The 21,681-nt window shown below is 67.4% G+C and carries 19 protein-coding genes and 1 pseudogene; 9 read left to right on the forward strand and 11 right to left on the reverse strand.

Annotated elements, in window-relative coordinates; genetic code table 11:
- From AB0O48_RS30130 to AB0O48_RS30150, 5 genes and pseudogenes are all read left to right on the forward strand, one after another.
- Positions 1-372, forward strand: a pseudogene (locus AB0O48_RS30130) (hypothetical protein); the annotation flags it as partial.
- Positions 369-3,107, forward strand: a complete 2,739-nt coding sequence (locus AB0O48_RS30135) for a type I polyketide synthase (RefSeq protein WP_365069342.1) — start codon at positions 369-371, stop codon at positions 3,105-3,107. The pseudogene AB0O48_RS30130 and the gene AB0O48_RS30135, both read left to right, overlap by 4 nt.
- A gap of 108 nt (positions 3,108-3,215) precedes the next feature.
- Positions 3,216-3,452, forward strand: a complete 237-nt coding sequence (locus AB0O48_RS30140) for a DUF5988 family protein (RefSeq protein ID WP_365069343.1) — start codon at positions 3,216-3,218, stop codon at positions 3,450-3,452.
- A 138-nt stretch (positions 3,453-3,590) separates the two neighbouring features.
- A complete protein-coding gene (locus tag AB0O48_RS30145; RefSeq protein ID WP_365069344.1) occupies positions 3,591-4,364 on the forward strand; it encodes an alpha/beta fold hydrolase in 774 nt (257 codons plus the stop codon).
- A 74-nt stretch (positions 4,365-4,438) separates the two neighbouring features.
- Entirely contained in the window at positions 4,439-4,834 is a 396-nt protein-coding gene (locus tag AB0O48_RS30150; protein ID WP_365069460.1) for a metalloregulator ArsR/SmtB family transcription factor, read from the forward strand.
- 59 nt (positions 4,835-4,893) lie between these two features.
- Here the strand turns inward: AB0O48_RS30150 and AB0O48_RS30155 are convergent, their stop codons facing one another.
- Positions 4,894-6,435: an MFS transporter gene (locus tag AB0O48_RS30155; RefSeq protein ID WP_365069345.1), complete on the reverse strand. Its 1,542-nt coding sequence runs from the start codon at positions 6,433-6,435 to the stop codon at positions 4,894-4,896.
- Between the two features lie 603 nt (positions 6,436-7,038).
- Between AB0O48_RS30155 and AB0O48_RS30160 the strand changes: the two genes are divergently transcribed.
- Complete coding sequence (locus AB0O48_RS30160) at positions 7,039-8,208, forward strand: lipase family protein (RefSeq protein WP_365069346.1); 1,170 nt, start codon at positions 7,039-7,041, stop codon at positions 8,206-8,208.
- Positions 8,209-8,303: 95 nt separating this feature from the next.
- Here AB0O48_RS30160 and AB0O48_RS30165 read toward each other — a convergent pair whose 3' ends face one another.
- Positions 8,304-8,975: a 4'-phosphopantetheinyl transferase superfamily protein gene (locus tag AB0O48_RS30165; protein WP_365069347.1), complete on the reverse strand. Its 672-nt coding sequence runs from the start codon at positions 8,973-8,975 to the stop codon at positions 8,304-8,306.
- Positions 8,976-9,761: 786 nt separating this feature from the next.
- Here AB0O48_RS30165 and AB0O48_RS30170 point away from each other — a divergent pair.
- The gene (locus AB0O48_RS30170) at positions 9,762-10,127 is read left to right on the forward strand and encodes a metalloregulator ArsR/SmtB family transcription factor (RefSeq protein ID WP_269683527.1); all 366 of its coding nucleotides are present in this window, start codon (positions 9,762-9,764) and stop codon (positions 10,125-10,127) included.
- Positions 10,127-10,783, forward strand: coding sequence for a cation transporter (locus AB0O48_RS30175; RefSeq protein WP_365069348.1), 657 nt, complete (start codon positions 10,127-10,129; stop codon positions 10,781-10,783). The genes AB0O48_RS30170 and AB0O48_RS30175 overlap by 1 nt, the downstream gene beginning before the upstream one ends.
- Before the next feature lie 746 nt (positions 10,784-11,529).
- Here AB0O48_RS30175 and AB0O48_RS30180 read toward each other — a convergent pair.
- From AB0O48_RS30180 to AB0O48_RS30220, 9 genes are all read right to left on the reverse strand, one after another.
- The gene (locus AB0O48_RS30180; RefSeq protein WP_365069349.1) at positions 11,530-12,633 is read right to left on the reverse strand and encodes a site-specific integrase; all 1,104 of its coding nucleotides are present in this window, start codon (positions 12,631-12,633) and stop codon (positions 11,530-11,532) included.
- Positions 12,634-13,405: 772 nt separating this feature from the next.
- Positions 13,406-15,061: an oxidoreductase gene (locus tag AB0O48_RS30185; RefSeq protein WP_365069350.1), complete on the reverse strand. Its 1,656-nt coding sequence runs from the start codon at positions 15,059-15,061 to the stop codon at positions 13,406-13,408.
- Positions 15,058-15,549: a hypothetical protein gene (locus tag AB0O48_RS30190; RefSeq protein ID WP_365069351.1), complete on the reverse strand. Its 492-nt coding sequence runs from the start codon at positions 15,547-15,549 to the stop codon at positions 15,058-15,060. The genes AB0O48_RS30185 and AB0O48_RS30190 overlap by 4 nt, the downstream gene beginning before the upstream one ends.
- 8 nt (positions 15,550-15,557) lie before the next feature.
- Positions 15,558-16,793 carry a nitric oxide synthase oxygenase gene (locus tag AB0O48_RS30195; RefSeq protein ID WP_365069352.1) on the reverse strand — a complete coding sequence of 412 codons (1,236 nt, stop codon included), beginning with the start codon at positions 16,791-16,793 and terminating at the stop codon, positions 15,558-15,560.
- Positions 16,790-18,028, reverse strand: coding sequence for a tryptophan 2,3-dioxygenase family protein (locus tag AB0O48_RS30200; protein ID WP_365069353.1), 1,239 nt, complete (start codon positions 18,026-18,028; stop codon positions 16,790-16,792). The genes AB0O48_RS30195 and AB0O48_RS30200 overlap by 4 nt, the downstream gene beginning before the upstream one ends.
- Positions 18,025-19,065 carry an aminotransferase class V-fold PLP-dependent enzyme gene (locus AB0O48_RS30205; RefSeq protein ID WP_365069461.1) on the reverse strand — a complete coding sequence of 347 codons (1,041 nt, stop codon included), beginning with the start codon at positions 19,063-19,065 and terminating at the stop codon, positions 18,025-18,027. The genes AB0O48_RS30200 and AB0O48_RS30205 overlap by 4 nt, the downstream gene beginning before the upstream one ends.
- Positions 19,066-19,190: 125 nt before the next feature.
- On the reverse strand, positions 19,191-19,913 hold the full coding sequence (locus tag AB0O48_RS30210) for a tryptophan 2,3-dioxygenase family protein (RefSeq protein ID WP_365069354.1): 723 nt from the start codon (positions 19,911-19,913) through the stop codon (positions 19,191-19,193).
- Between the two features lie 79 nt (positions 19,914-19,992).
- Positions 19,993-20,571 carry a hypothetical protein gene (locus AB0O48_RS30215; RefSeq protein WP_365069355.1) on the reverse strand — a complete coding sequence of 193 codons (579 nt, stop codon included), beginning with the start codon at positions 20,569-20,571 and terminating at the stop codon, positions 19,993-19,995.
- Between the two features lie 497 nt (positions 20,572-21,068).
- Positions 21,069-21,275 (reverse strand): hypothetical protein, encoded by a 207-nt coding sequence (locus tag AB0O48_RS30220; protein WP_365069356.1) that lies wholly within the window; start codon positions 21,273-21,275, stop codon positions 21,069-21,071.
- 271 nt (positions 21,276-21,546) lie between these two features.
- On the opposite strand from AB0O48_RS30220, the gene AB0O48_RS30225 reads away from it, so the two are divergent.
- A complete protein-coding gene (locus tag AB0O48_RS30225; protein WP_357567816.1) occupies positions 21,547-21,645 on the forward strand; it encodes an LPXTG cell wall anchor domain-containing protein in 99 nt (32 codons plus the stop codon).
- Positions 21,646-21,681: the final 36 nt, after the last annotated feature.

The raw sequence follows: 21,681 nt of genomic DNA on the forward strand, positions 1-21,681 counted from the left end.
CGGCTGGCAACGGTGACCGGGCTGCGACTACCCGCCACGCTGGTATTCGACTACCCGACACCAGACACCCTCGCCCACTACCTACACACCCAACTCGCCCCAAGCCACGGCAGCAACGCGGAACCGGAGCCCGACGAACCCGATGAGGCCGACATCCGGAGCACCCTGGCCACCATCCCCCTAGCCCGGCTGCGCCAGGCCGGCCTGCTCGACGCTCTGTTGCAGCTGGCCCCCGACCGGCACGCTGCGGCTGTCACCACCGCGGACGAGCCGTCCACGGCGATCGCCACCATGGCTGCCGAAGACCTCGTACGTGCCGCGCTGGGCGAGACCAACGACGACCCGCAGCCGGCCACCGGGAGCCGGCGATGACCGTACCCGCCGAGAAGCTCGTCGAGGCGCTCCGGGCGGCGATGCTCGAAGCCGACCGGCTTCGCAAACACAACCAGCAGTTGACCACGGCACAGCACGAACCCATCGCGATCATTGCCATGGCATGCCGGCTGCCCGGCGGCGCTGACGGCCCGGACACGCTGTGGGACCTGGTCGCCGGCGGCGTCGACGCGGTCTCGCCCTACCCGAGCGATCGGGGCCGGCAGCCGAAGGCAGGCGACGAGCGGAGCACCCCCGGCACCGTCTACACCCGATACGGCGGCTTCCTGGACCACATCGCCGACTTCGACGCCGCACTGTTCGGCATTTCCGCACGCGAGGCGGTCGCAATGGACCCGCAGCAGCGGCTGCTGCTGGAGGTCTGCTGGGAGCTGTTCGAACGCGCTGGGATCGATCCGATGTCACTGCGCGGCACCCCGGCGGGCGTCTACGTCGGATGCATGGGCTCCCAATACACCGCCATCGAAGTGCCGGCCGAGGACAACGAAGGCTTCACGGTCACGGGCAACGCGGGCAGCGTGGTCTCCGGCCGGCTGGCCTACACGTTCGGGCTGGAAGGCCCGGCGGTGACCATCGACACCGCATGCTCGTCGTCTCTGGTGGCTGTGCATCTTGCCACGCAGGCGTTGCGGCAGCAGGAGTGTGCCCTGGCGGTGGCCGGGGGTGTAGCCCTGATCCCCGACCCGCTGGTGCCCAGCGGTGGCATGCCACAACTCGCCCTCGCCAGCGATGGACGGTGCAAGCCGTATTCCGCGGCCGCTGACGGGTTCGGCGCTGGCGAAGGTGCCGGTCTGCTGCTACTGGAGCGGCTGTCCGACGCCCGCCGCAACGGCCATCCCGTGCTGGCAGTCGTGCGAGGCTCCGCGGTCAACCAGGACGGCGCCAGCAACGGGCTTACCGCCCCCAACGGACCGGCACAGCAACGGGTGATCCGACGAGCCCTCGCCGAGGCCGGACTGTCCCCGCACGACATCGACGTCGTGGAAGGGCACGGCTCCGGCACCAGCCTGGGCGACCCGATCGAAGCGCAAGCGCTGCTGGCCACCTACGGCAAGGACCGGCCCGCCGACCAGCCGTTGTGGCTGGGATCGGTCAAGTCGAACATCGGCTATCCGCGGGCCGCCTCCGGCGTCGCAGGAATCATCAAGATGGTCATGGCGATGCGGCATGGCTTGCTGCCCAGAACCCTGCATGTCGACCGGCCGTCGCCGCACGTGGACTGGTCGGCCGCAGCGGTGCGGCTGCTGACCGAGCCCCGCGCGTGGGAAGCGTACGAGCGGCCCCGCAGGGCCGCAGTGTCGTCTTTCGGGATCAGCGGGACCAATGCTCACCTCATCCTCGAAGACGCCCCCGGCGCAGAGCCGAGCGACGACACGACAATCGATGAATTCGCAGGCACGCCGCCAGTGGTGCCGTGGATCGTGTCGGCCCGATCAGCTGCCGGGTTGCGCGCCCAGGCCGCGCGGCTACGTACATTCCTGCCTGCATCGACGCACCAACGACCAGCTGACGTGGGCTTCTCGCTGCTGCATGCCCGCGCAAAACTGGAGCATCGCGCGGTCATACTCGGCCGCGATCGTCAGGAACTGCTCGCCGGGCTGGATCAGCTGGCCGCCGGGCGGCCGGGGCCGGGCGTAATCAGCGGTGTAGCAACGGCCGGCACGCGGGTGGCGTTACTGTTCCCGGGCGAGTCGTCCGCGTTCGCTGGCATGGGCGAAGGCCTGTCCCGTGCGTTCCCGGTATTCGCCGAGGCGCTCGAAGAGATCGGCGCAACGCTGGACCCCTACCTAGACCGTCCGTTGGCCCAGATCTTCGCCGCTGCCGGCGCGCGTGCCGCCGGGCAGATTGCCGATACGTGGGCTGGCACGTTCGCGCTCGAGGTGGCCACATACCGGCTGCTGCACCACTTCGGAGTCCGGCCATACGCCGTGCTGGGCCAGCGTGTCGGACAGGTGGCGGCCGCACACGCGGCCGGAGTGCTCAGCCTGGCCGATGCCTGTGCCCTGGTAGCGGCCTTAGGACCTCCGCACGGCCCACAGACAGCTGCGGCCGGCGATGGACAGCCGCCGCACTCGCTGGCGCAGCAGGTCGCGAACGCCACGTTCGGGCCGCCGGACTTTCCGATCGTGTCACACCTGAGCGGTGAGCCCGCCACCGAAGCCGAGTTGCGCCGTCCGGACTTCTGGACCACCGAGCCCGATTCGGCACGGTTGGCCCGTGGCGCCACGTGGCTGGCCGGGCGCCGGGTGTCGGCCTACCTCGAGGCCGGTCCGGGTAGCGCTCTGGCTGATGCGGTCCGCCCGTACGTCATCGGGCAGTCACCCGCTGCTGTTATCACCGCCGTGCTAGATCAGCAAGACCCTACGGCGGCGACCGTGCTGACGGCGCTGGCGTCACTGTTCGCCCGTGGCATGGCCGTGGACTGGTCACCGCTGTTCACCGGTTGCGGCGCACGAACGGTGCCGCTGCCGACGTACGCCTTCCAGCGGCACCGGTACTGGCCGCAGCCTGATGCACGCGCGCCACAAGCCGAAGCCGCCGAGCCGCACGGTTCACCGGCGGAACAAGAGTTCTGGAAGGCGATCGACGCACAGGACGCAGCGGCCCTGGCCGCCGTTGTCGGTTTGGACGACCAGCTCCGGTCGTCCCTGCAGGATCTGCTGCCCGTCATCGCGAACTGGCGGCGCCGGCATCACCCGGAAAGCGGCCGATGACACCCCTAAGCAGGCAGGGCCGCGAACAACACGAACCGGATCCATGGCGCATGCCACGACGACCTGGGATCCGGTGTGCCGACCCGCAATGACACATGGAGGTGAAGGGTGAGCGCTGAATCGAGATCGATCTTCGATCCGCCGACTGTGGCCGTCGTCCTGAAAGGCGGCCCGGAGGACCTGCCGCCGTCCGAGCGGCAGCGCCACATTCCGCAAACCGCAACGAAGGTGAAGGTACCGCACCTCGGCGGACACGAGCATTTCGAGAGAGACGAGGGGAACACGTCCGGGCCCGGGGGGCCGGTCGTGTTCCGGTGGACCATGCGGACCCGAGTCGCCGAGTAGAACACCGCGCCCGGGCCAGCACGCCTTGGGAACGTCGCAGCGGCGATCGTCGTCACGTCGCCCTCGGTCGCCGCTGCGGCCGCGGAACGTACATGCCCGGCCCTGCCGGCGGGCCGTGATACCACCTGGAAGGACGCCATGTCACAAACTGAAACCACGCGTTGGCTGCACCGCTTGAACAGTGCAGGACCCGACGCGGCACTGCTGGTGTGTCTGCCCCACGCGGGCGGCTCAGCGACGTTCTTCCGGCCTCTGGCGCGAGCCGTGTCGCCGCTGCTCGATGTAGTCGGCGTGCAATACCCCGGCCGTCAGGAACGACGCAGCGAGCCACTCATCGACAACATCGACGACCTTGCCGAGCAACTCGCCGGCGTACTGACCGGCTGGGCGGACCGGCCCATGACACTGTTCGGCCACAGCATGGGCGCCACGATCGCCTTCGAGGTCGCGGGAAAATTGCAGCACGAGCGGGCCGTGACCGTCACCGGGCTGATTGCCTCCGGCCGGAGGGCACCTTCGACCCACCGCGACGACGAGACGGTGCACCTTCGCGACGACGCGGGCCTGTTGGCGGAGCTGCAGGCACTCAACGGAACCCACGCCAGCCTGCTCGCCGACCCCGAACTTCAGCAGATGATCCTCCCTGTGGCCCGCAATGACTACAAGGCGATCGAAATGTACCGCTACCGCCCTGGTGCCAAGCTCCGGTGTCCCATCACCGTCCTGGTCGGCGACAGCGACCCGAAAGTGTCACTGCAGGAGGCCCGGGCGTGGGCCGAGCACACCGACCGGCCATCCGATGTGCGTACCTTCGCGGGCGGCCATTTCTACCTCACCGAGCAGTTCGCGCAGGTATGCGCCGTCATCACCGCGACCGTCTCGGAGTTCAGCCAGACCTCCGCCGTCCGGTAACGCCTGCTGACAGTCGCCGGCCGCTGCGGCCCACGGCCGCCGTCCTCACTTCGCGGTATCATCACCGCGTGACGATGAAGACCGCGGGACGCGCTGGCGTTGACCGACGAGCCGACCTGGCGCCGGCGGCAGCGCTGTTCCGCGGTTTGGCCGATCCGACCCGGCTGGCGATCGCGCAACGTCTTGCCGTGGGTGAGGCCAGAGTTGTCGATCTCGTCGCCGAGCTTGCACTGGCACAGTCCACCGTGTCGGCGCACCTGAGCTGCCTGCGCGAATGTGGGCTGGTCGACTACCGACCGCAGGGCCGGGCTTCGGTGTACTTCCTCACTCACCGCGAACTGCTGGATGTATTCCTGGCGGCCGAGAGCCTGCTCGCCGCCGCCGGTGACGCAGTCGCGCTGTGCCCCGCTTACGGGCAAGGCCCCGGAGCTCGCCGATCGACCTCGACGGGCGAGGCGGGCCGACCGTGACAGCACCGCCTCGCAATCGACAAGAAGTTGAATGCTCAGTCAAGCAGTCTCCGCAGGACTTATCGGGACGTGGTGGCGTCCGCAGCCGCCTGCTGCGCAGCCGGCTCGGCAGCCGTCGTGGGACGACCCGGCAGTAGCACCGCAGTGAGCACGGCGCTGAGCAGCGCGATCGCCGCGGTGGTCAGCAGCACCAGCGTCATACCTTGGAGGTAGGCATCTCTGGCACTGTCGGCGAGGGCGGTATCGCCGATCCGTGCAGCTACGGCCAAGGCGCCCGCGATCGAGTCCCGGGCCGCGTCGGCGGCCGGTTCGGGCACGCCAGCGGGCACCTCGACCCGGTCGTCGTAGGCTTGGGCGAGCAGACTGCCCAGCAGCGCGACACCCAGCGCGCCGCCAACCTGGCGCAGCGTCATCGTGATTGCGGTTCCGGCACCGGACCGCTCCGGTGGCAGCGCACCGAGCACCGCGTCCATCGCCGGGGACAGAGCGAGGCCGATGCCTACGCCGACGGCAGCGAGCCAGGCGGCAATGACGCCGTAGCCGGTGTCGAGGTCTGTCGTAGCGCCCCATGCAAGGCCAGCGGTCAAGACGAGCAGACCCAGCGCGACTGGCACCCGGTAGCCCCACCGCGCGGCCAGCCGCTCACCGGTGGGCGCACCGATGACCAGTCCACCGATCATCGGCAGCAGGCGTAGCCCGGTTTCGAACGCGTCGAAACCGACCACGAGCTGAAGGTACTGCGGTACGACGAACAACATGCCGAGCAGCCCGAAGGTGACCAGAACCCCGGCGATACTGCCCCACAGGAACTGCGGCTTGCCGAACAACCGCAGGTCAATCATGGGCTCGGCGGTTCGTAGCTCCCACATCACGAACGCCGTGAGCGTGACTGCCGCGACCGCGAGCGCGCCGACGACCAGCGGGTCACCCCAGCCCCGGCCGGGACCTTCGATGATGCCGTATACCAACGTGACAAGCCCGGCCGTTGACAACAGCCCTCCGGCCACGTCCGGGCGCGGCGGATGCGGATCGCGAGATTCCGGCAGCAGCGCGGCGATCGCCAGCGCAGCAGCGATCGCCATCGGCACATTGATCAGAAAGATGGATCCCCACCAGAAGTTCTCCAGCAGGTACCCGCCGATCAGCGGCCCGAGCGGGATACCCACTCCGGTACCGAGCACCACCAAGGCGACGGCCCGGCCACGCTCCTGCGCGCTAAACAACGCCGGCAATACCGCGAACGCCACCGGAAGAATGATTGCGGCGCCGAGGCCCATAACTGCCCGGGCGGCGATAACCACCTCGGCCTCAGTGGCCCACGTCGCCGCGGCGGACGAGGCGGCGAACAGAACCAACCCGATCAGCAGCAACCGCTTGCGGCCATACCGGTCACCCAGCGCCCCGCATGTCAGCATCAGCCCTGCCAGCACCAAAACGTACGCGTTGACGATCCACTGCAGCACATCCGTGCCCGCCGACAACTCACCGGCGATCGTGGGCAGCGCCACGTTCAGGATCGTGATGTCGAAACCCAAGGTCAGGGCTGCCAGCACGAGTGCCGCCAACGCCCACCATCGTCGCGGATTCTCCGACTGACTCATGTGCACCTTCCCGGGCTCGACTCAACGGCAAGTGCCGCTCACACTTGGGAGGACCAATCATTCCGAAAGCACGTTATCATCGTGTTGTGACGATGAAAAGCGTGTACGACGCGCGTGGTCTCGCTACGGATGCGCCATCCGCAGCCCAGGCGCTGACGGTGCGCGTGCGCCCCGTCAGCGCAGTGGCAATCGCCCGGGGTCGTGGTGGGCGCCATCCGCAGATGCGGCCCGACCGCCGAACTCGGACCGCGGCCTTCACGACCACTACCGGCCGTCCGGGCAACGCGAGCGGAGCGGTTCACCCACCCGGGCGCCCGTCGCTGCAGCTGCGGAGATGGACAGCGCGCTGCCACGTGCCTAGTCCGGGCCAGCACCTCCCGGAACGGCGCGCAAGCGCGACCGCACGCGACGCACCACACGCGACAGCGACCACCAGGAGCAGCCCCCTCCTGACCGGATGGACGCCCGCGCCGCGTGCCAGGCATTCCCACCGCAAGCGGCACATGCTGCGTGCGAATTCAGCACCGCCCGGGGCAAATACCCGCTGCAGCACCGCCACGATGCGGCTCATCCGGATGACACCTCGACGAAGGAGTACTCGGCATGCTTGGCAGAATCACGTCACTGATCACATCGGTCGCCGCACTGGCCGCCACCATTCTCGTTGCTGGACCGGTCGCGGCCTCCAGCCGGCAGGCGGCGACCGCTGCGCCGGGGCCTGCCCGACCTGGCACTGTCGTATCGGCGCAGCAGTTGCCGACCGCCCTCTGGCTGCCCGGTACCCGGCACGCGCACCGCCTGCGCTACCTGTCCACCAGCTGGGACGGCAGCCGCACGGTCGTCAGCGGTGCCGTGTTCCTACCCGAGGGCCGACGGCCCACCGGTGGTTGGCCGATCATCAGTTGGGCGCACGGTACCGTCGGCGTGGCCGATGTCTGTGCGCCGTCGACAGCGGGCCGCTCCCCGCGCGACATCGAGTATTTGTCAGCGTGGCTAGCCGCCGGCTACGCCGTCGTCGCTACCGACTACGAGGGTCTGGGCACACCCGGACCTCACCCGTACATCAACGGCCCGTCGGCCGCTCATGCCACCATCGACATGGTTCGAGCCGCCCGGCAGGTGGACCGCTCGCTGAGCCGCTCGTGGGCGGTGGTGGGCCAGTCGCAGGGTGGTCATGCTGCTCTCTGGACTGCTGCCGTGCACGCCCGATACGCCCCCGAGCTGAATTTCCGCGGCGCAATTTCCACCGCGCCGCCGACCCAGTTCCAGGCGACAGTCGCCGCCTTACCGCCTCTGCAGCCCGCCGCTGCGGCGACCTCCGTTCTGTTCATCATCGCTTCGGGGATCCGTGCGACGAACTCTGACGTGGATCTGCGCAACTATTTCACCGAGACAGGGCTGAGCCTGCTGCACATGGCCGAGACGAGCCACTGCCTCGACACTCTGGGAACCGTCATCGCCGCGCGGGGACTGACCAACAACGACGTGCTGACGGACATGACCGCCCTGGCCCGCATGATCGCGCTGCAGGCCTCTCAGGAAATCCCGATCCAGCGCTATACCGCTCCCGTGTATATTGCTCAAGGTGCCGCGGACACCACCGTGATCCCTGCCATGACGCAAAGGACCGCCCAGGAGCTCGCGGCCGCTCGCACCGACGTCACCTTCACTCTCTACCCAGGCGCCGACCACGACGGCGTGTTGCGGGCTGCATTGCCGGATCTGCTGACCTGGACGGCGGACCGCTTCGACCGGGCACCCGCCCCTCACTGACAACGGCACCTCGCGCCGGCGAAAATCAACAACGCCTAAGGGTACCCGCAGCCGGGCAAGCCTTCCTCGGGAGTGAACCGCCAGGATGAGCAGGGTCAATCGCCGCCGTTGTCCCGAACCATAACGACGGTGGCCACCATGCCGCGCTCGATCAGGTATCGGCCGGTCAGCACCCGCAGCGGCGGGCCGCCGTCGATCCTGGCACCGTCGACGCGGAGCCGTCCGCGGAATGTAGCCGTTGCCGGGTTAACCTCCACCGTGGCTTGCTCAAAGCCGAGCTCCCGGCGGGTCAGCATGTACCAGGCCTTGAAGATGGACTCTTTGGTGCTGTACAGCAGCCTGTCCCAGTGGACGGCGGGGTTCGCGACAGCCAGCTCTCTCAGCGCTGACCGCTCACTGGCCAACAGAACCAGGCCGCCGACGCCCTCGGGCAGCGGCTGGTTGGGCTCCGCGTCGATGCCAAGCGATGCCAATTCTCCAGCCTTGGCCACGGCCGCAGCTCGATAGCCGGCGCAGTGGGTGATGCTGCCGACCACCCCTGCCGGCCATTGGGGTTCACCGCGGGCGCCGCGCAGGATCGGCCCCGGGACATAGCCGAGTTTGCTCAACGCGTCGCGGGCGCAGCGTCGCGCGGTGATGAACTCCCGACGACGGATTTCGAGGGCCCGCACGACCAGCGTCTCCTCGCCAGGAAACGGTGTTTCTCCCGGGATGTCGGTGAAGGTTTCTGCTGACATCACACCTGCGGGCAGTAACCGTTCGATCATGCGATCTCCTCGACGGTTCGGCGCATCAGCATCCGGCCTCCGGCACCGAGGGGGCATAGCTGAAGTGGACCTTCGCGGTGGTGCGCACTCGAGCGCTTGCAGCGACCACTAGTCGCCAACCAGAAATCTAATGCACGATCGCGACGTCGGATACCGCGTCGTAGTTGCCGTCACTGGCGGCGATGCTGGCCCTGGTTCGCAGGTGGGTAGGCGCATGTGGTCGCCGTAGCCGGCCAGTCGGCGTCGGGCTCGGATGGTCATCGCGGGACCCATCTCAGGACGTCTACATGGGCGATGCGAACTGCTGCAGGATCAGCCCGGTGCCGTAGCCGGGAACGCAGCCGATTTGCACGCCGTTGCTCGTATTCGCCCGTCGGATGAATGTCGCGGTGCGCTTCCGCGTCGGCCCCGCGGTGCCGTGACGCTCGATCGTCCGGTCGGCAGCGCCCGGTCTGCGCGGCCGAGCCCTGCGGCGGCAATCGGCGGCGACCGTAGCGGTCGCCCCTCTTGCTTGCGTTTCCTCAGTTCGGATACAGAACTGACGGTGGCAGTCACGATCCACTGACGCCCCCGTACCACCGTCAGATCGGCACCACGGTCGCAACGCCACTTCCAGGATGGCCACCCCTTGAGCAAGGGGGCCCACTTCGGCGCCGAGGCGAGCACGTGCTGCACCAGCGTCGAGCGCCCGCATCGGCCAGTGTCCCCAACCACCGTCGCCGACTGGCTGGTATCGCTGTCATCCTCACTTGACGATCCATTCGCCTGGAACGGTATCATCGTGAAATGACGATAAGAAGTGGCGTGGTGTCCACAGGGCGTGCAGAGCGATTGGCCCCGGCGGCGGCGCTGTTCCGCGGACTTGCGGATCCGACGCGGCTGGCGATCCTGCGTCGGCTGACCGACGGAGAGGCGCGCGTGGTCGACCTGACCGTTCATCTCGGGCTGGCGCAGTCGACCGTGTCAGCGCACCTGGCGTGCCTGCGTGACTGCGGCCTGGTGGTCGCGCGCCCAGAGGGGCGGCAAATGTTCTACGCGCTGGACCGGCCGGAACTGCTGGACCTGCTGCGCGCAGCCGAGCATCTCTTGGCAGCGACCGGCGCGGCAGTGGCGCTGTGCCCGACCTACGGCTGCACGACGGAGGAAGCCTGATGAGCACCGCACCACCGGTTGCGTTGAGCGCGGAGGAGACCGAGCGGCTGACCCGCCGCGGACTGCGCCTGGCGCAGTTCACTGTCGCCTATAACGTTGTTGAGGGCGTGGTCGCGATCACCGTGGGCCTGTTGGCCGGCTTGGTGTCGCTGGTCGGTTTCGGCCTGGACTCCGGCATCGAATCGGCCGCCTCAGTGCTAGTCGGATTGCGGCTGGCGGCACGACTACGCCACGGAGAGGCCAATGAGGCCAAAGAGCGCCGCACCCTCAAGGCCGTCGCGATCACGTTCTTCGTTCTTGCCGCCTACGTAGTGATTGAAGGCGTGCGCAGCCTCATCGGTGGCGAGGAGCCGGACACCTCGATCGTCGGTCTGGTGCTCCTGGTCGCCTCGGTGGTGATTATGCCGTTGCTGGCGCGGGCCAAGAAGAGCGTCGCGATGCAACTCGGCGGGGACCAGCTGATTCTCGCCGACGCCGCCGAGACTAAGATCTGTGTGCTGCTGAGCATCTCCACCCTCGCCGGACTCGGCCTGTACGCCGTCACCGGCGCAGCCTGGCTCGACCCAGTCGCCGGGTTCATCATCGCCGCGTTCGCCATCCACGAAGGCCGCGAAGCATGGGAAGGCGAACTCATAGAAGACGACGATGACGACTGAAGGCGTCACACCGGCCGTCCCAGCGGCGCACCGACCGGCACCCTCGGCCAAGCAACCAGCCATCGGCCATTTGGCCGACACCGGTGGGTAGGGCTCGCCGGCGCCGCCGCGTTCGCCGCCACGGACCTGACCCCCAAGGCGTTCGCTAGGCGCACCTGCCGTGAACCGCCGTGAACCTCCAAGTCCTGCACCTGCCACTGCCCCATCACAGCGGCGTGGCATTCAGCCTAGGAGCTCGCCTCCCGCCCTAGGCCGTCATTGCTGTCACCGCCGCCATCACCATTGCTCGAACCGCCCATGGGCCCGCCGCGCCGGTTGCCACTAGACCGTGGCGCCCGGTCGGCGCGGCGACCCTCGGCGGCGCCACGCCACCTCATCGACCGCATCAGCGATGGCGTCGCTACCGAATACTTGCACATCGGCAGGTAGCCCACCTCTAACCTCGCCGACAGGTTACTAGTACTCGGCGTCACGACCGCTCGTTGGCACGATTGCGGATAACCGCCACCGCACCGCTGGTCGGGCACGCAACAGTTCCACGCACCGGCATGACCCTGTACGCCGAGCTCCCACGCCTTCAAGTCCTACTCGCCCGCTTATCGGTACCTGCCCCGCCCGGCCGACAGCCGGTTGGAGCTGGATCCGGCGGTGACGTTCCTGGTTGCCAACATTCGCCGGCGGGAAGAGCGCGGATGCCCTCGAAGACGATCTGGATTGCCAGTCGCGGAAACCGTTAGAACTAAGGCTCATCCAGCCACGATGGCGCGGCCGGGCGCATCGCCGGCATGTCGTGAGAGCTGTGGTCGTACAGTGCAGGACGCAAGGTCAGCGACTAGCGGGTGCTTTTCACCGCAAAGCGCGCTAAGTGCTTTCGCCACCTCATATATGTCCGCCTTAACGTAGGTCGTTGTCGTCCCGGCGGCAGATCTGCCGTCATGCCCAGCGTAAGCACGAGCGATGCCATAGCCGAAGTTGCGCTCTACCCAGGTCAGAGTCGTGTGGCGGAGCCAGTGAGTGCTGATCTGCTGCGAAGCGACCCAAGGCAGCGATTTGCCTAACCGCTGCCAGATGTAGTCGTAGCGACGGCGCGTGATCGATGCCCCATTCCGGTACCTCAGCAGCTGGCCACCAGACCCTCGATCCTTGTTGAGTTGCGCAAGTGAACGGGCCAGCGTTGGCGAGATCGGCTGCCACCGCACTGTATCACCCTTCTCCCGCAGTTGCACGAGACAGCCGTCGAGGTCTAAATCTTCTCGTTGAAGCGCGAGAGCACCACCTCGCCTACAGGCCGTCTCCTCGTGAAGCCTCAGCAGAATCGAATCAAGCCGAGGATCATTTCCGGTCTTTGCCACCATCTTGTTTATCGCAGCCAACTGATTGTCAGAGAGCGCCCGGCGAGTGCTTGCAAGGCGACGAGGCTTGGCGACCCGCGCAGCGGGATCCGCCGTTTCCGAAATCACACCATCAGCCACCGCATAGCCGTATAGGCAACGCATTGCTGAAATAAAATGTTCCACGGCGGTTCGTCCGCCACGTGAATTCCGCCGCACGACGACGTTTTTCTTGATGAACTCGGCGAGGTGCCTTATTTCCATGGGCGAAGGTTCATCTATGCGCCGATCACCCCAAACTTCTTCAATTTTCCGCCAGTAGGTCCCATATACCCGACGCGTGCCTTCGGCAACAGCGCCGGAAACTCTTGAAATATGCTCGCTAAAAGTTGGAACTTCTTTCGACGGCGCAGCGCCTTTGAAGACTTCATCGGCACTCACCCCCAGCCGGTCGATCAGAAATCGCACTGCCTCCAACTCCGCGCCGCCTCCCAGGCGTCCACCTACGGCGTCAGCCATGCTCTGTCACCTTTCTCAGAGTTTGCTGGAGCCCGAGCGCACGGTCGAGCCTATTCATCGTGAAGAGCCGGAGTTCCACGCCTCGCAAGTCCGCTACCACCAGGAGGCGATCTATCGGCCTGATTCCGACGGCGAGTCGGACGCTTGACGGAATGTACAGGTGGCCTTGCCGGGTGACTGTCCACATTCCTGAACCTGACCTTGTTACGAGGAGGGATCCGGGTTCCACCTCGTATTCGATTGGTTGAAGGGCGCTCCAATGCATAAGGCGGAGCGCCGATCGGTCGGCCAAACGGCCCCGATCGTTGATAGGGGTGACGCAATAGTAGAATGGAGATTCCTCCATTTCTTCGATCAGTTCGGCGAGGGGAAAGCCTCGGTGGCGTGCTCGAATGGAGGCCTCAGCGTCATCCGAGCCGCGTTGATCGCCAAATTCGCCATCCTCCCAATTGTGCCAATCCTCGCTTGACGGAAGCACTCCTCCCACCTCCGTCGCCTCCCTTCGTACTCCACCGACCCCCGGCGCCGTATGGGCCTCTCCCGCAGAGAAGTGCCACGCTGTCCCGCCAGGCCGCTCGTCGGCTCTGGCTAGGCTCGCTTCGAGAACCAGACTTGGAAAAGCACCCTCTCATGATCGTGAACTGCCGAACACACACTAGATCGTCCTAGGACAGTGGTAATTGTCTGCTGGTTTGCTCTCTCTCCTTCCGCTGGCTGGGCCGGCCTCGACGAACGCCGGGCCCGGCCAGCTGCCAAACGACAGGATCGCTCGCTACTTCGATGCTGCTCTTCTTTCCGCCTTGGCGCCTTCGCGGGAGTTAGAGGCCGCAGTCAAGGGGATCCTTAGAGAAGCAACTGGACCTTCTCGTTTGACTTCAGATCGACGGCCGAGCCGCGCCACGGTTCGTAACATCGGCGTGTTCTGTGATTGGATATGCATCACAGCGGCCCTTTTGCCGGACTTCTCTGCGTAGTCCAGCAGGTGCCGCAGCAGGCCCGTCCCGATGCCGCGCTGCTGCCAGTCATCTCGCACAAGGAGACTAATCTCCGCATCAGCACCTTGAGCGATCAGGTTTGCCACAGCGATGATCGGCTTGCCGTGCTCTGACCGGTCCTCAGTCACTAGGAGGGTGAGGCCCTGTGGTGGATCGAGCAGGCGGCGCAGTTTCTCCGGTGTAGGCGATGAGCCGCCCATGTAGCGCTGGTGGCGGCTTCGGTTTGAGCAGTTTCGGTGCAGCTGCTCCACTGCCCCAACGTCTGCTGCAGTGGAGGGCCGTACCGTGAGGACCTCACCATCCGGGAGGACAAGTGGTTCTGGTCTCACGTCCGGCTGCTTAGGCGCCTTCCGTTGTTCGGAGGTGCCGTGATCTCCGGGCAGATCGGGAGTGAGGCCGGCTGCCGCCGACCCCGCGAGACTTGCGTAGTCCACACCGCACAGTTCAGCCGACAGGTCCCAAAGCAGGCGGCCGGCCTGCGCGTCCTGGGAGTTGGCGCTTGATTTCTCGATTGTGGCGGGGCCTCGCGTTCGCCACCAACGGCTTGGTCCGAGGTATACGCCGGATGGAACGTCGGCAGTGGCAGCGCGCAGTAGGGGCTGCGCGCCGTCTTCTGCCGGCTGCGCAATGATGGCGCCGATTGCCTGTAGGGCAGCCACGCTTGCTCGGTGTTTCGCGCTTCGCGGCCGGGGCGACAGCAGCCGTGTTGCTGCCCAGCCCGGGTGGCAGGCGATGCTGCGCATTGGGGCTCCGGTTGCGGCAATCAGGCTGTGGAGGTGGTAGGCGAACAGGAGGTTCGCCAGTTTGCTCGCGGCGTAGGCGTGGTAGATGTTGGGGTTCTGTGGATTGGGCCATTCTTGCGGGTTCAGACGGGCGGCGCGGTGGGCGGTGCTGCTGACGGTGACGATCCGCGCGTCGGCCGCGGCGATTAGCTTGTCCAGCAGGAGTCCGGTCAACGCGAAGTGGCCCAGGTGGTTGATACCGAAGCAGGTTTCGAAGCCGTCGAGGGTTCGCCATCCGGGCTCGCCGATCACCCCCGCGTTGTTGATCAGGATGTCGACCTGTGGGTGGCCCTCGATGATCGCGCTGGCTGCGGCTCTGATGGAACGAAAACTTCCCAGGTCGATACTGACTTCATCAATGACGGCGTTGGGGCTCTCCTTGCGGATGGCTCGGGCCGCCTCTGCCATCCGCCCGGGGTGCCGGCAGGCCAGGACGATGGTTGCGCCTGCTGCGGCGAGTTGGCGGGCGGCTTGGTAGCCGATGCCGGCGTTGGCGCCGGTGATCACGGCGATTTTCCCACGCGCGTCGATTGGCGCCGGTCGGGTGTCGTTGGCTGCCCGGAGGGCAGCGCGGGACCGAAGTCCCGACGCTGCCTCCCGTTCGCCGCCCGGCCGAAGTTGATCGGTCGGCATAGTCAGCGGCTGGTTCACCAGTCACCGACCGCGTAGGCACCATCGTAGGTGCCGAGATTGACGCTGATCCAGATACTGAAACGGGTGCCGTCCTTGACGTTGGTGGCCAAGTTCCGCCACTGCCGCGGCGGTACGTAGGTCCAGCCGTTGGCGCACGTCGCCCGGCCTGAGTAGACGACGCACGCATGAAAGGGTGCACCCCAGCTGCCGCCGTCTCCGGTGTTCTTGACCTGGATGTCGCGGCACTGGCTCGTGGTGCGGTAGGTACCCGTGCGCGGTGCCGATGCGACCTCGACGCCGTCGAAGACCATGAAGTTGTCGGCCAGGCCGAAACTGGCGCTGTAGGGCGCACTGCGGCAGCCGGACGCTGCCTGTGCCGGTGCCGCCGCCACGGCGAGTCCGGCAGCGATAACCATCAGGCCGACGACGGCGGACAGGGTCCGCCGGACTTTGCCGGTTGCCGGCTGCTGGTCAATCTCGGGCGGCGACTGGATGGATGCTGACACTGCTCCTCCTAGGTTCTTGCGGGACAAACGGCAGCGGCCGTGGAGGGAGCGGCACGCTCGTGGTTGGGCTCGGCGACGGTTGCCGTCGAGCCCACGTGGGGGACCTTCAGACCGGTCCCGGCGGCGGGGATGGCCGCAGCGGGATCGGGGCAGAGGGCCGGCCGAAGGGCGGCCGGGCTGTAGTAGCGCTTCCAGGACGGGTCCTGGGGGGTCATGGGGTAGCTGTTCAACCAGGTCCAGTCGCCGACGACGGTGCGGCCGGCGGCCTCTTCGCGGCGGACGAACCGCGCGAAGTGCTCGCTTTCGCGGTGATGGTCGGTGATCGTCACGCCGGCGCGGTCGTAGCTGTGCAGGACTGCTTCCTGAAGCGCGAGCAAGGCTTTGTCGTGTCGCAGACGGTCGTTCTCGTCGAGCTTGAGGCCGTCGATGACGGCGGGTATCTGGTGGTATCGGTCGGCGTCGGCAAGGTTGCGGGCAGCGACCTCGGAGCCCATGAAGAAGCCGTTGAACGGGGCGGGGTACTGCACGCCGCCGATTGAGAGCAGCATGTTGCTGATGACGGGCACCGCCGGCCACCGCAGGCCGAGGTCGGCGATCCAGCGGTGCTCCGGGTGCTGGATCGGAACTTCGAGGATGTCGGTCTGGTCGGCGGGTAGCGCGTGTAGGTGGCCGTCATCGGTGGCGACGATCCACGGCAGGATGTCGAACGGCCCGCGATCTGGCGGGCCCGGCCAGCCGAGGGTGGTAGCCAGGCGCGTGAGCGTGAGATTGGCAGGATCGCCGAGGATGGGTCCTCGATCGGTCCAGGCGGCATACCGGACGAGCTGCGGGTTGATGATGCGTATGGGCGCGGAGCCGCCTGCCGGGACGGGCGGGAAGATGGTGATGGTTGACCGGATGCGGCCGGCGTTGGTTGCGTGGTGCAGGTGGCTAACGAGTGCACGCTGCACGGCGGTGACGTCGGTGGTGTGGCGGTGGTCGTGTACCTGCAGGCTCTGCCAGCGCAGCCGGCCAATACAGCGGGCGGAATTGCGCCACGCTACCCGGGCGCCGTAGGTCAATTCCCGGGTGGTGTGCCGCCATGTGCCGGTGGTGGTGATCTCCGCGCGGACATCACGCCAGCGCCGGGTGAACCCCGCTTGGCCGGTCTCATGGTGCAGCAAACGGAGGAAGGCATGCGCTTCGTCGAGGACAGAGTTCTGCGTCGTCGACGTAGACGGGTTGGCGACGTCTGCAGTGTTCATCCGTCGACTCCGGCGTCCGGGTCGGCGGGTGGGCGGTGGCGAAACACCGGCTCGCTGCGGGCGTCGTGCAAGTAGGGGGTTCCTTGGGTGTAGCCGGTGCCGCTGCGCTCGGGTCCGAGGACGCGCACGGCGAGGCGGTAGTGGGTCTGTCGCCACTGGGTGATCGCTGCGGTGAACTCGCGCATCGCGGCGGTGAGGAATGTGTCGGTGGAGGCCGACTGCTGGGCCGCCGCCAGGGCGTCATCGAGACTGACCTGGCCTTGCATGATCGCCGTGCGGACCTCGGGAACTGACAGGTACGCGGGAGAGTTCAGCCGCTTGCCGTCTGGTGTGCGGCACAGCGATTCGAACATTTTGTAGTGGCGGGACTGGATGGCGCTCGCGCCGTCGGTATACGGGCGAAACGCGTGGAACGCTTCGGGCTGGATCGTGGCCAGTAGCGGCCAGAGCGAAGCGCTCTCGCGCAGCAGTGACGCCGCTGCGGACAGCCTGGTCGCGGCGAGGGGCATCCGGCTGGCCTGTACGGCGTTGATGATCTCGGTGAGGTCCGTCGCCAGCAACGCGAAGGTCGTCTCGAAAGCCTGCAAGACGCGAATGAACATCCACTCGTCGTGAACCGTATGTACCGGCAGCATGCTGACCTGCAGGGCGCGTCGGTCCTCGGCGGTGAGATCCACGTCGACGGCGGCGGTCACGCGTCGCAGCTGAGCGATCTCTGAGGGGCCCGTCGTGTCCTCGACGAAGCTGAGGCGCCGCAGTGCTGGCATCACCGCGCGGAGCGCGTGTCGCAGTCTTTTTGCTGCGACAGGCGGTGACGGGCGCAGTTGTGGAAGCGGCGCTTGGTCGTCGTGGGCAGCTCGGAGCTCGAAGGCGATGAGGTCTGTCAGCAGGATCGCGTGGAGGCGGTCGCGGTTGGCGAGCTGTTGCGCTGCCGCGCCCGAACCCTGGCTCGCGTCCGGTATCGGCAGGAGAGCCAACCCTAGGTATGACCGGTAGTCGAAGGTGCCGTCGATCTTGTCGAGCGCGCCGGAAAGGAACGCGGACAGGTAGGTGGTGCTGGTGCCTTTGAGCTGCGGGAGCCGGTCCCGTGCGGCGATCAGCGCTTGTGTCCACTCGTCGGGGATGAAGTGCTTGCCGTAGTGCTGGTAGGCCGTTGCGACCGCGTCGAAAGGGAAACGGTCGGCCGAGGGGCGGCGCTGCGCCAACCACCGGTGCAGGGGCTGCGCGCTGGTCACCGTGATGCTCCGATCGGCGTCCCGCTGCGGGATTTGACTCGGTACTCGCCGATGGCGTCGCAGAGCGCGTCGATGTCGCCGGCGTTGGTGTAGGCGTGAACGGCGAGGCGTACGACGCCGCGGCGGGGGGCGACGGCGATACCGTGGTCCTCAAGCCAGGCGGCCATCGCCCATGCGCGTGGCTCCCTCAGCGTGAGGTGCGCGCCTCGCTCGTCCACGCTGCGCGCCAGGTCCACGATCTCGCCTTGCCGTGTGAGCCGGTCGGCGGCGCAGGCCAGGAGCCGTTGCGTGTGTTCACGGACCGCGGTCAGGTCCAGGTCTTCGATCAGCGACAGTCCGGCCACGGCGGCGTACGCCGCCGGTACCGATGGTGTGCCGGTCTCGAGGCGGCGGGCGTGCGCCGGGAAGTCGAGTCGCGTCGCGTCGAAGGCGTGCGGATCGATGCGTCCGAGCCAGCCGGTCAGGGCCGGGGCGGGTCCGTTGGGGTGGCGTGCGTAGAGGAACGCGATTCCGGGCAGGCCCAGCAGGTACTTTCCGGTGCCGGCCATCAGGTAGTCGCAGCGCAGTGCGTCGACGTGCAAGGGCATGACGCCGGCGGCCTGGTAGGCGTCGACGATCACGGCGGCGCCGGCGGCGTGGGCGGCGTCGGCGACGCGTCGGATGTCCAGGCGGGTCGCGTCTTGGTGAGTGACGGCGGGCACGGAGACCAGCGCGGTGTCGGTGGTGATGGCGCGCAGGTAGTCAGTGGAGCTGACCCGGCCGGCGCGGGGGCCGCACCAGCGCACTCGCGCGCCGCGGCTTTCTTGGGCCAGCCATACGTGCGCGACGCCGGGGAATTCGGCTGTGGTGCTCAGCAGTTCGCGTCGGCGCCGCCAGCGCAGGCTGGACACGGCTTGGTGGGCGGCGACGCTGACGTTGGGCAGGATCGCGACCTGGTCGACCTCGGCGCCGATGAGGTGGGCGAATCGGCGCCGGGCGTCGGTCACCTGTTCCTCGGCGGCGCTCCAGAAGCCGGGGCGGGACAGGTCGTCTAACATCGCGGCCAGCGCCTGGTCCATCGCGGTGCTGCGCGGGCCGATGCTGCAGGCGGCCAGGTGCACCGTCTGCTCCAGGCTCGGAAATCGACGGCGGATGCCCGCCGGGATCGGGACGGCTGTGGCGCTCATTGCTGGGCCTGCCTGCTCTGGCGACCGCGAGGGCTGGAATCAGTCAGCTCGGTCCGCGCCTCCCAGAGCGTGGGGAAACAGCGATGCGAAATGAGCCGGCTCAAGCTGTCGACTGGGGTGTTGCGGGTGCCGAGCACGCCGTGGCCGATGATGCGGGTGGCGATGGTGTAGTGCTGGGTACGCCACAGCGCGATCTGCTCGTCGAGAGATACGAGCGCTTCGGCGAGCCGGTACAGCGGGTCGGATGGCTGTCCTCGGTAGAGGTCGATCGGCGTGAGGTCGAGTGAGGCCAGTAGCCGGCTCACCGCGATGTCGAGCTCGGTGGTGGCCTGGCGCATTAGTCTCCAGCCGGGCGACTCGAAGCCCGAGCCGTTGCCAAGTTCGCCGCGGAAGGACGCGAACTGCATCGGGTGCAGGTGCCGCAGGATGTCGAGTTGCTGAGTGACCAGCCGCAGGCTCTGGGCCGCCCGCTGGACGAGCATCTCGGCCGCGCCGGGGTGGTCGTCGGCGATGTGGTCGAGCGCGCGCGCCAACTCGTCGTAGATCAGCTTGAACCACAGTTCCGAGGACTGGTGGACGACCTGGAACAGCAGCTCGTCGGGGTGCGCCCCCTCGGTGGTGCTGCGTTGCAGGGAGAGCAGTACGTCGGTGCGCATGTAGCGGGCGTAGTCGGTCGCTGCGGTGCCGGGCAGCACTGCGGGCAGGGGTGTCGTGGACAAGGGTGGTCCTCCGCATGGATCGGATCGGTTACGCCGCGGCCCGGCGGGGATGCTGTATGGGTTCGGCGTGAGGTAGGGGTCAGGCGCGCAGCGCGGACAGCGCGGACGCGGCCACGCGGGACGTCGGCTCTACCAGGGCGGGGTCCGGGGTTGCGTTGAGGCGCAGCGGAGCGGCCGTCAGCGTGAGGTAGAGGTTGGCGTCGTAGGTGACGATGTGGCTTCCGGCCGCGTCGGTGTACGTGTAGGCGCCAGCGCCCAGGGAAGAGATGTCCCGAACGGATTCGGTCTCGTCATGAACGCGGCGCAGTCCCTCGTACATGACCCGCCCGGCCTCCGGCGCCCCGATGGTGGCCGCCACGGTCACGACGACGCCTCGGGGCAGTTGACCGAGCGTCGCCGTGCACGTCAGGTTGGTGGTGGCACCGATCGGACGGCTCTGGTGCTGTTGCTGTCCCACCGGGCCGAACAGTTCGCTCAGCGGCCGGAAATCCAGCGCCGGACACAGCGCGTCAACGCTTCGGTAGGTCGCTGGCGGGCCCGTGGATGTCCCAGCAGTGCCGAACCCGGCGGTGCTGGACGACGCCATCGGCGCGGTCACGGACGTGTCGTCGGCCTCCGAGCAGCCGGTCAGTGCCGACGCCGAGAGACCAAGGAGCATGACAAGAGCCGTAGCAGCTCGGCGAGCAGGCAGGCTCACGCGGTGCGCTGCGCCATGGGCAGAGGGCATCAGCGCGAGAGCTCCCTGCCGTTCTCGGCTGCCCCTCATGCCAGAGATGGATTGATTTGCTCGACCGTTCATTCGGCAGCACCTAACTGGGGGCACAACGCATCAGCCCACCGCAATACGGCGGCGAGCCCGAACCCATGTCCCTCCCCCGTTGTCGAGGACTGGGTTGTTCGGCATCGAATCCACCACAGCACCTTTGTGTGTGTCTACCAATGCGACTACACCTAGCCGGATACCAAACAACCACATCGGCCAGCCGCAACCATGCTGAGCTGCACAGACAGTGGCAATAAAGGTAGATCGCGGAGATGGTAAAGCTGGTGCCCTGGTGGCGGAAACGCTAGCGTCCAATCCGCCATTGGATGCGGCGGCAGGATGCACCACCGCCGGCCAGGAACATGCAACACGGGGAGGTAATAGATCGTGAATCAACCTGAATCGCAGGTGCGGCAACGCCTAGCGGCATTGGCGGCTTCGGCGTTCGCCCTTGCGATGATCGGCGCGTTCTCCGCCTCACCGGCGAGGGCTGAGGTGAGCCCTTCGAGTTCGGCGACCGCTACAGCCAGCCCTGACAAGCCGAAGCCACAACGGTCCACTGTCGAGACGGAGCCCTCGGCGTCGAAGCCGACCGCCACCAGTGCTCCCGACCCGACCGATCCTCCGCCGGAGCCCGACCCCACCACTCCCCCGCCCGATCCCACCACCGCGCCGCCGGAGCCCGATCCGAGTACTCCCCCGCCCGACTCCCCGCCCTCGCCGGAACCAACCCGGGCAAGTCCTCGGCCGTCGAGCAATGCGCCAGGCGGGGGGCGGACTCCGCAGCAGCCAGGCGGGGGTGCCACGGACCGTGGCGACCGGCCGAGCAACGACAGCGGTACCGCAGAATCATCGGCGCCGTCGCTCCCGGTGACCGGCGGGAGTATCGCTCCTATCGCTGCCGCTGGGGGCGCGGCCCTCATCGCCGGCGTCGCGCTGCTGCTGGCCGGCCGACGCAAGCCACGATGAGCACAAGCTGGCCCAGCTGACGCAGGCGGAAGGAGC

The sequence above is a fragment of the Micromonospora sp. NPDC085948 genome (assembly GCF_040686315.1).
Lineage (GTDB): Bacteria > Actinomycetota > Actinomycetes > Mycobacteriales > Micromonosporaceae > Micromonospora.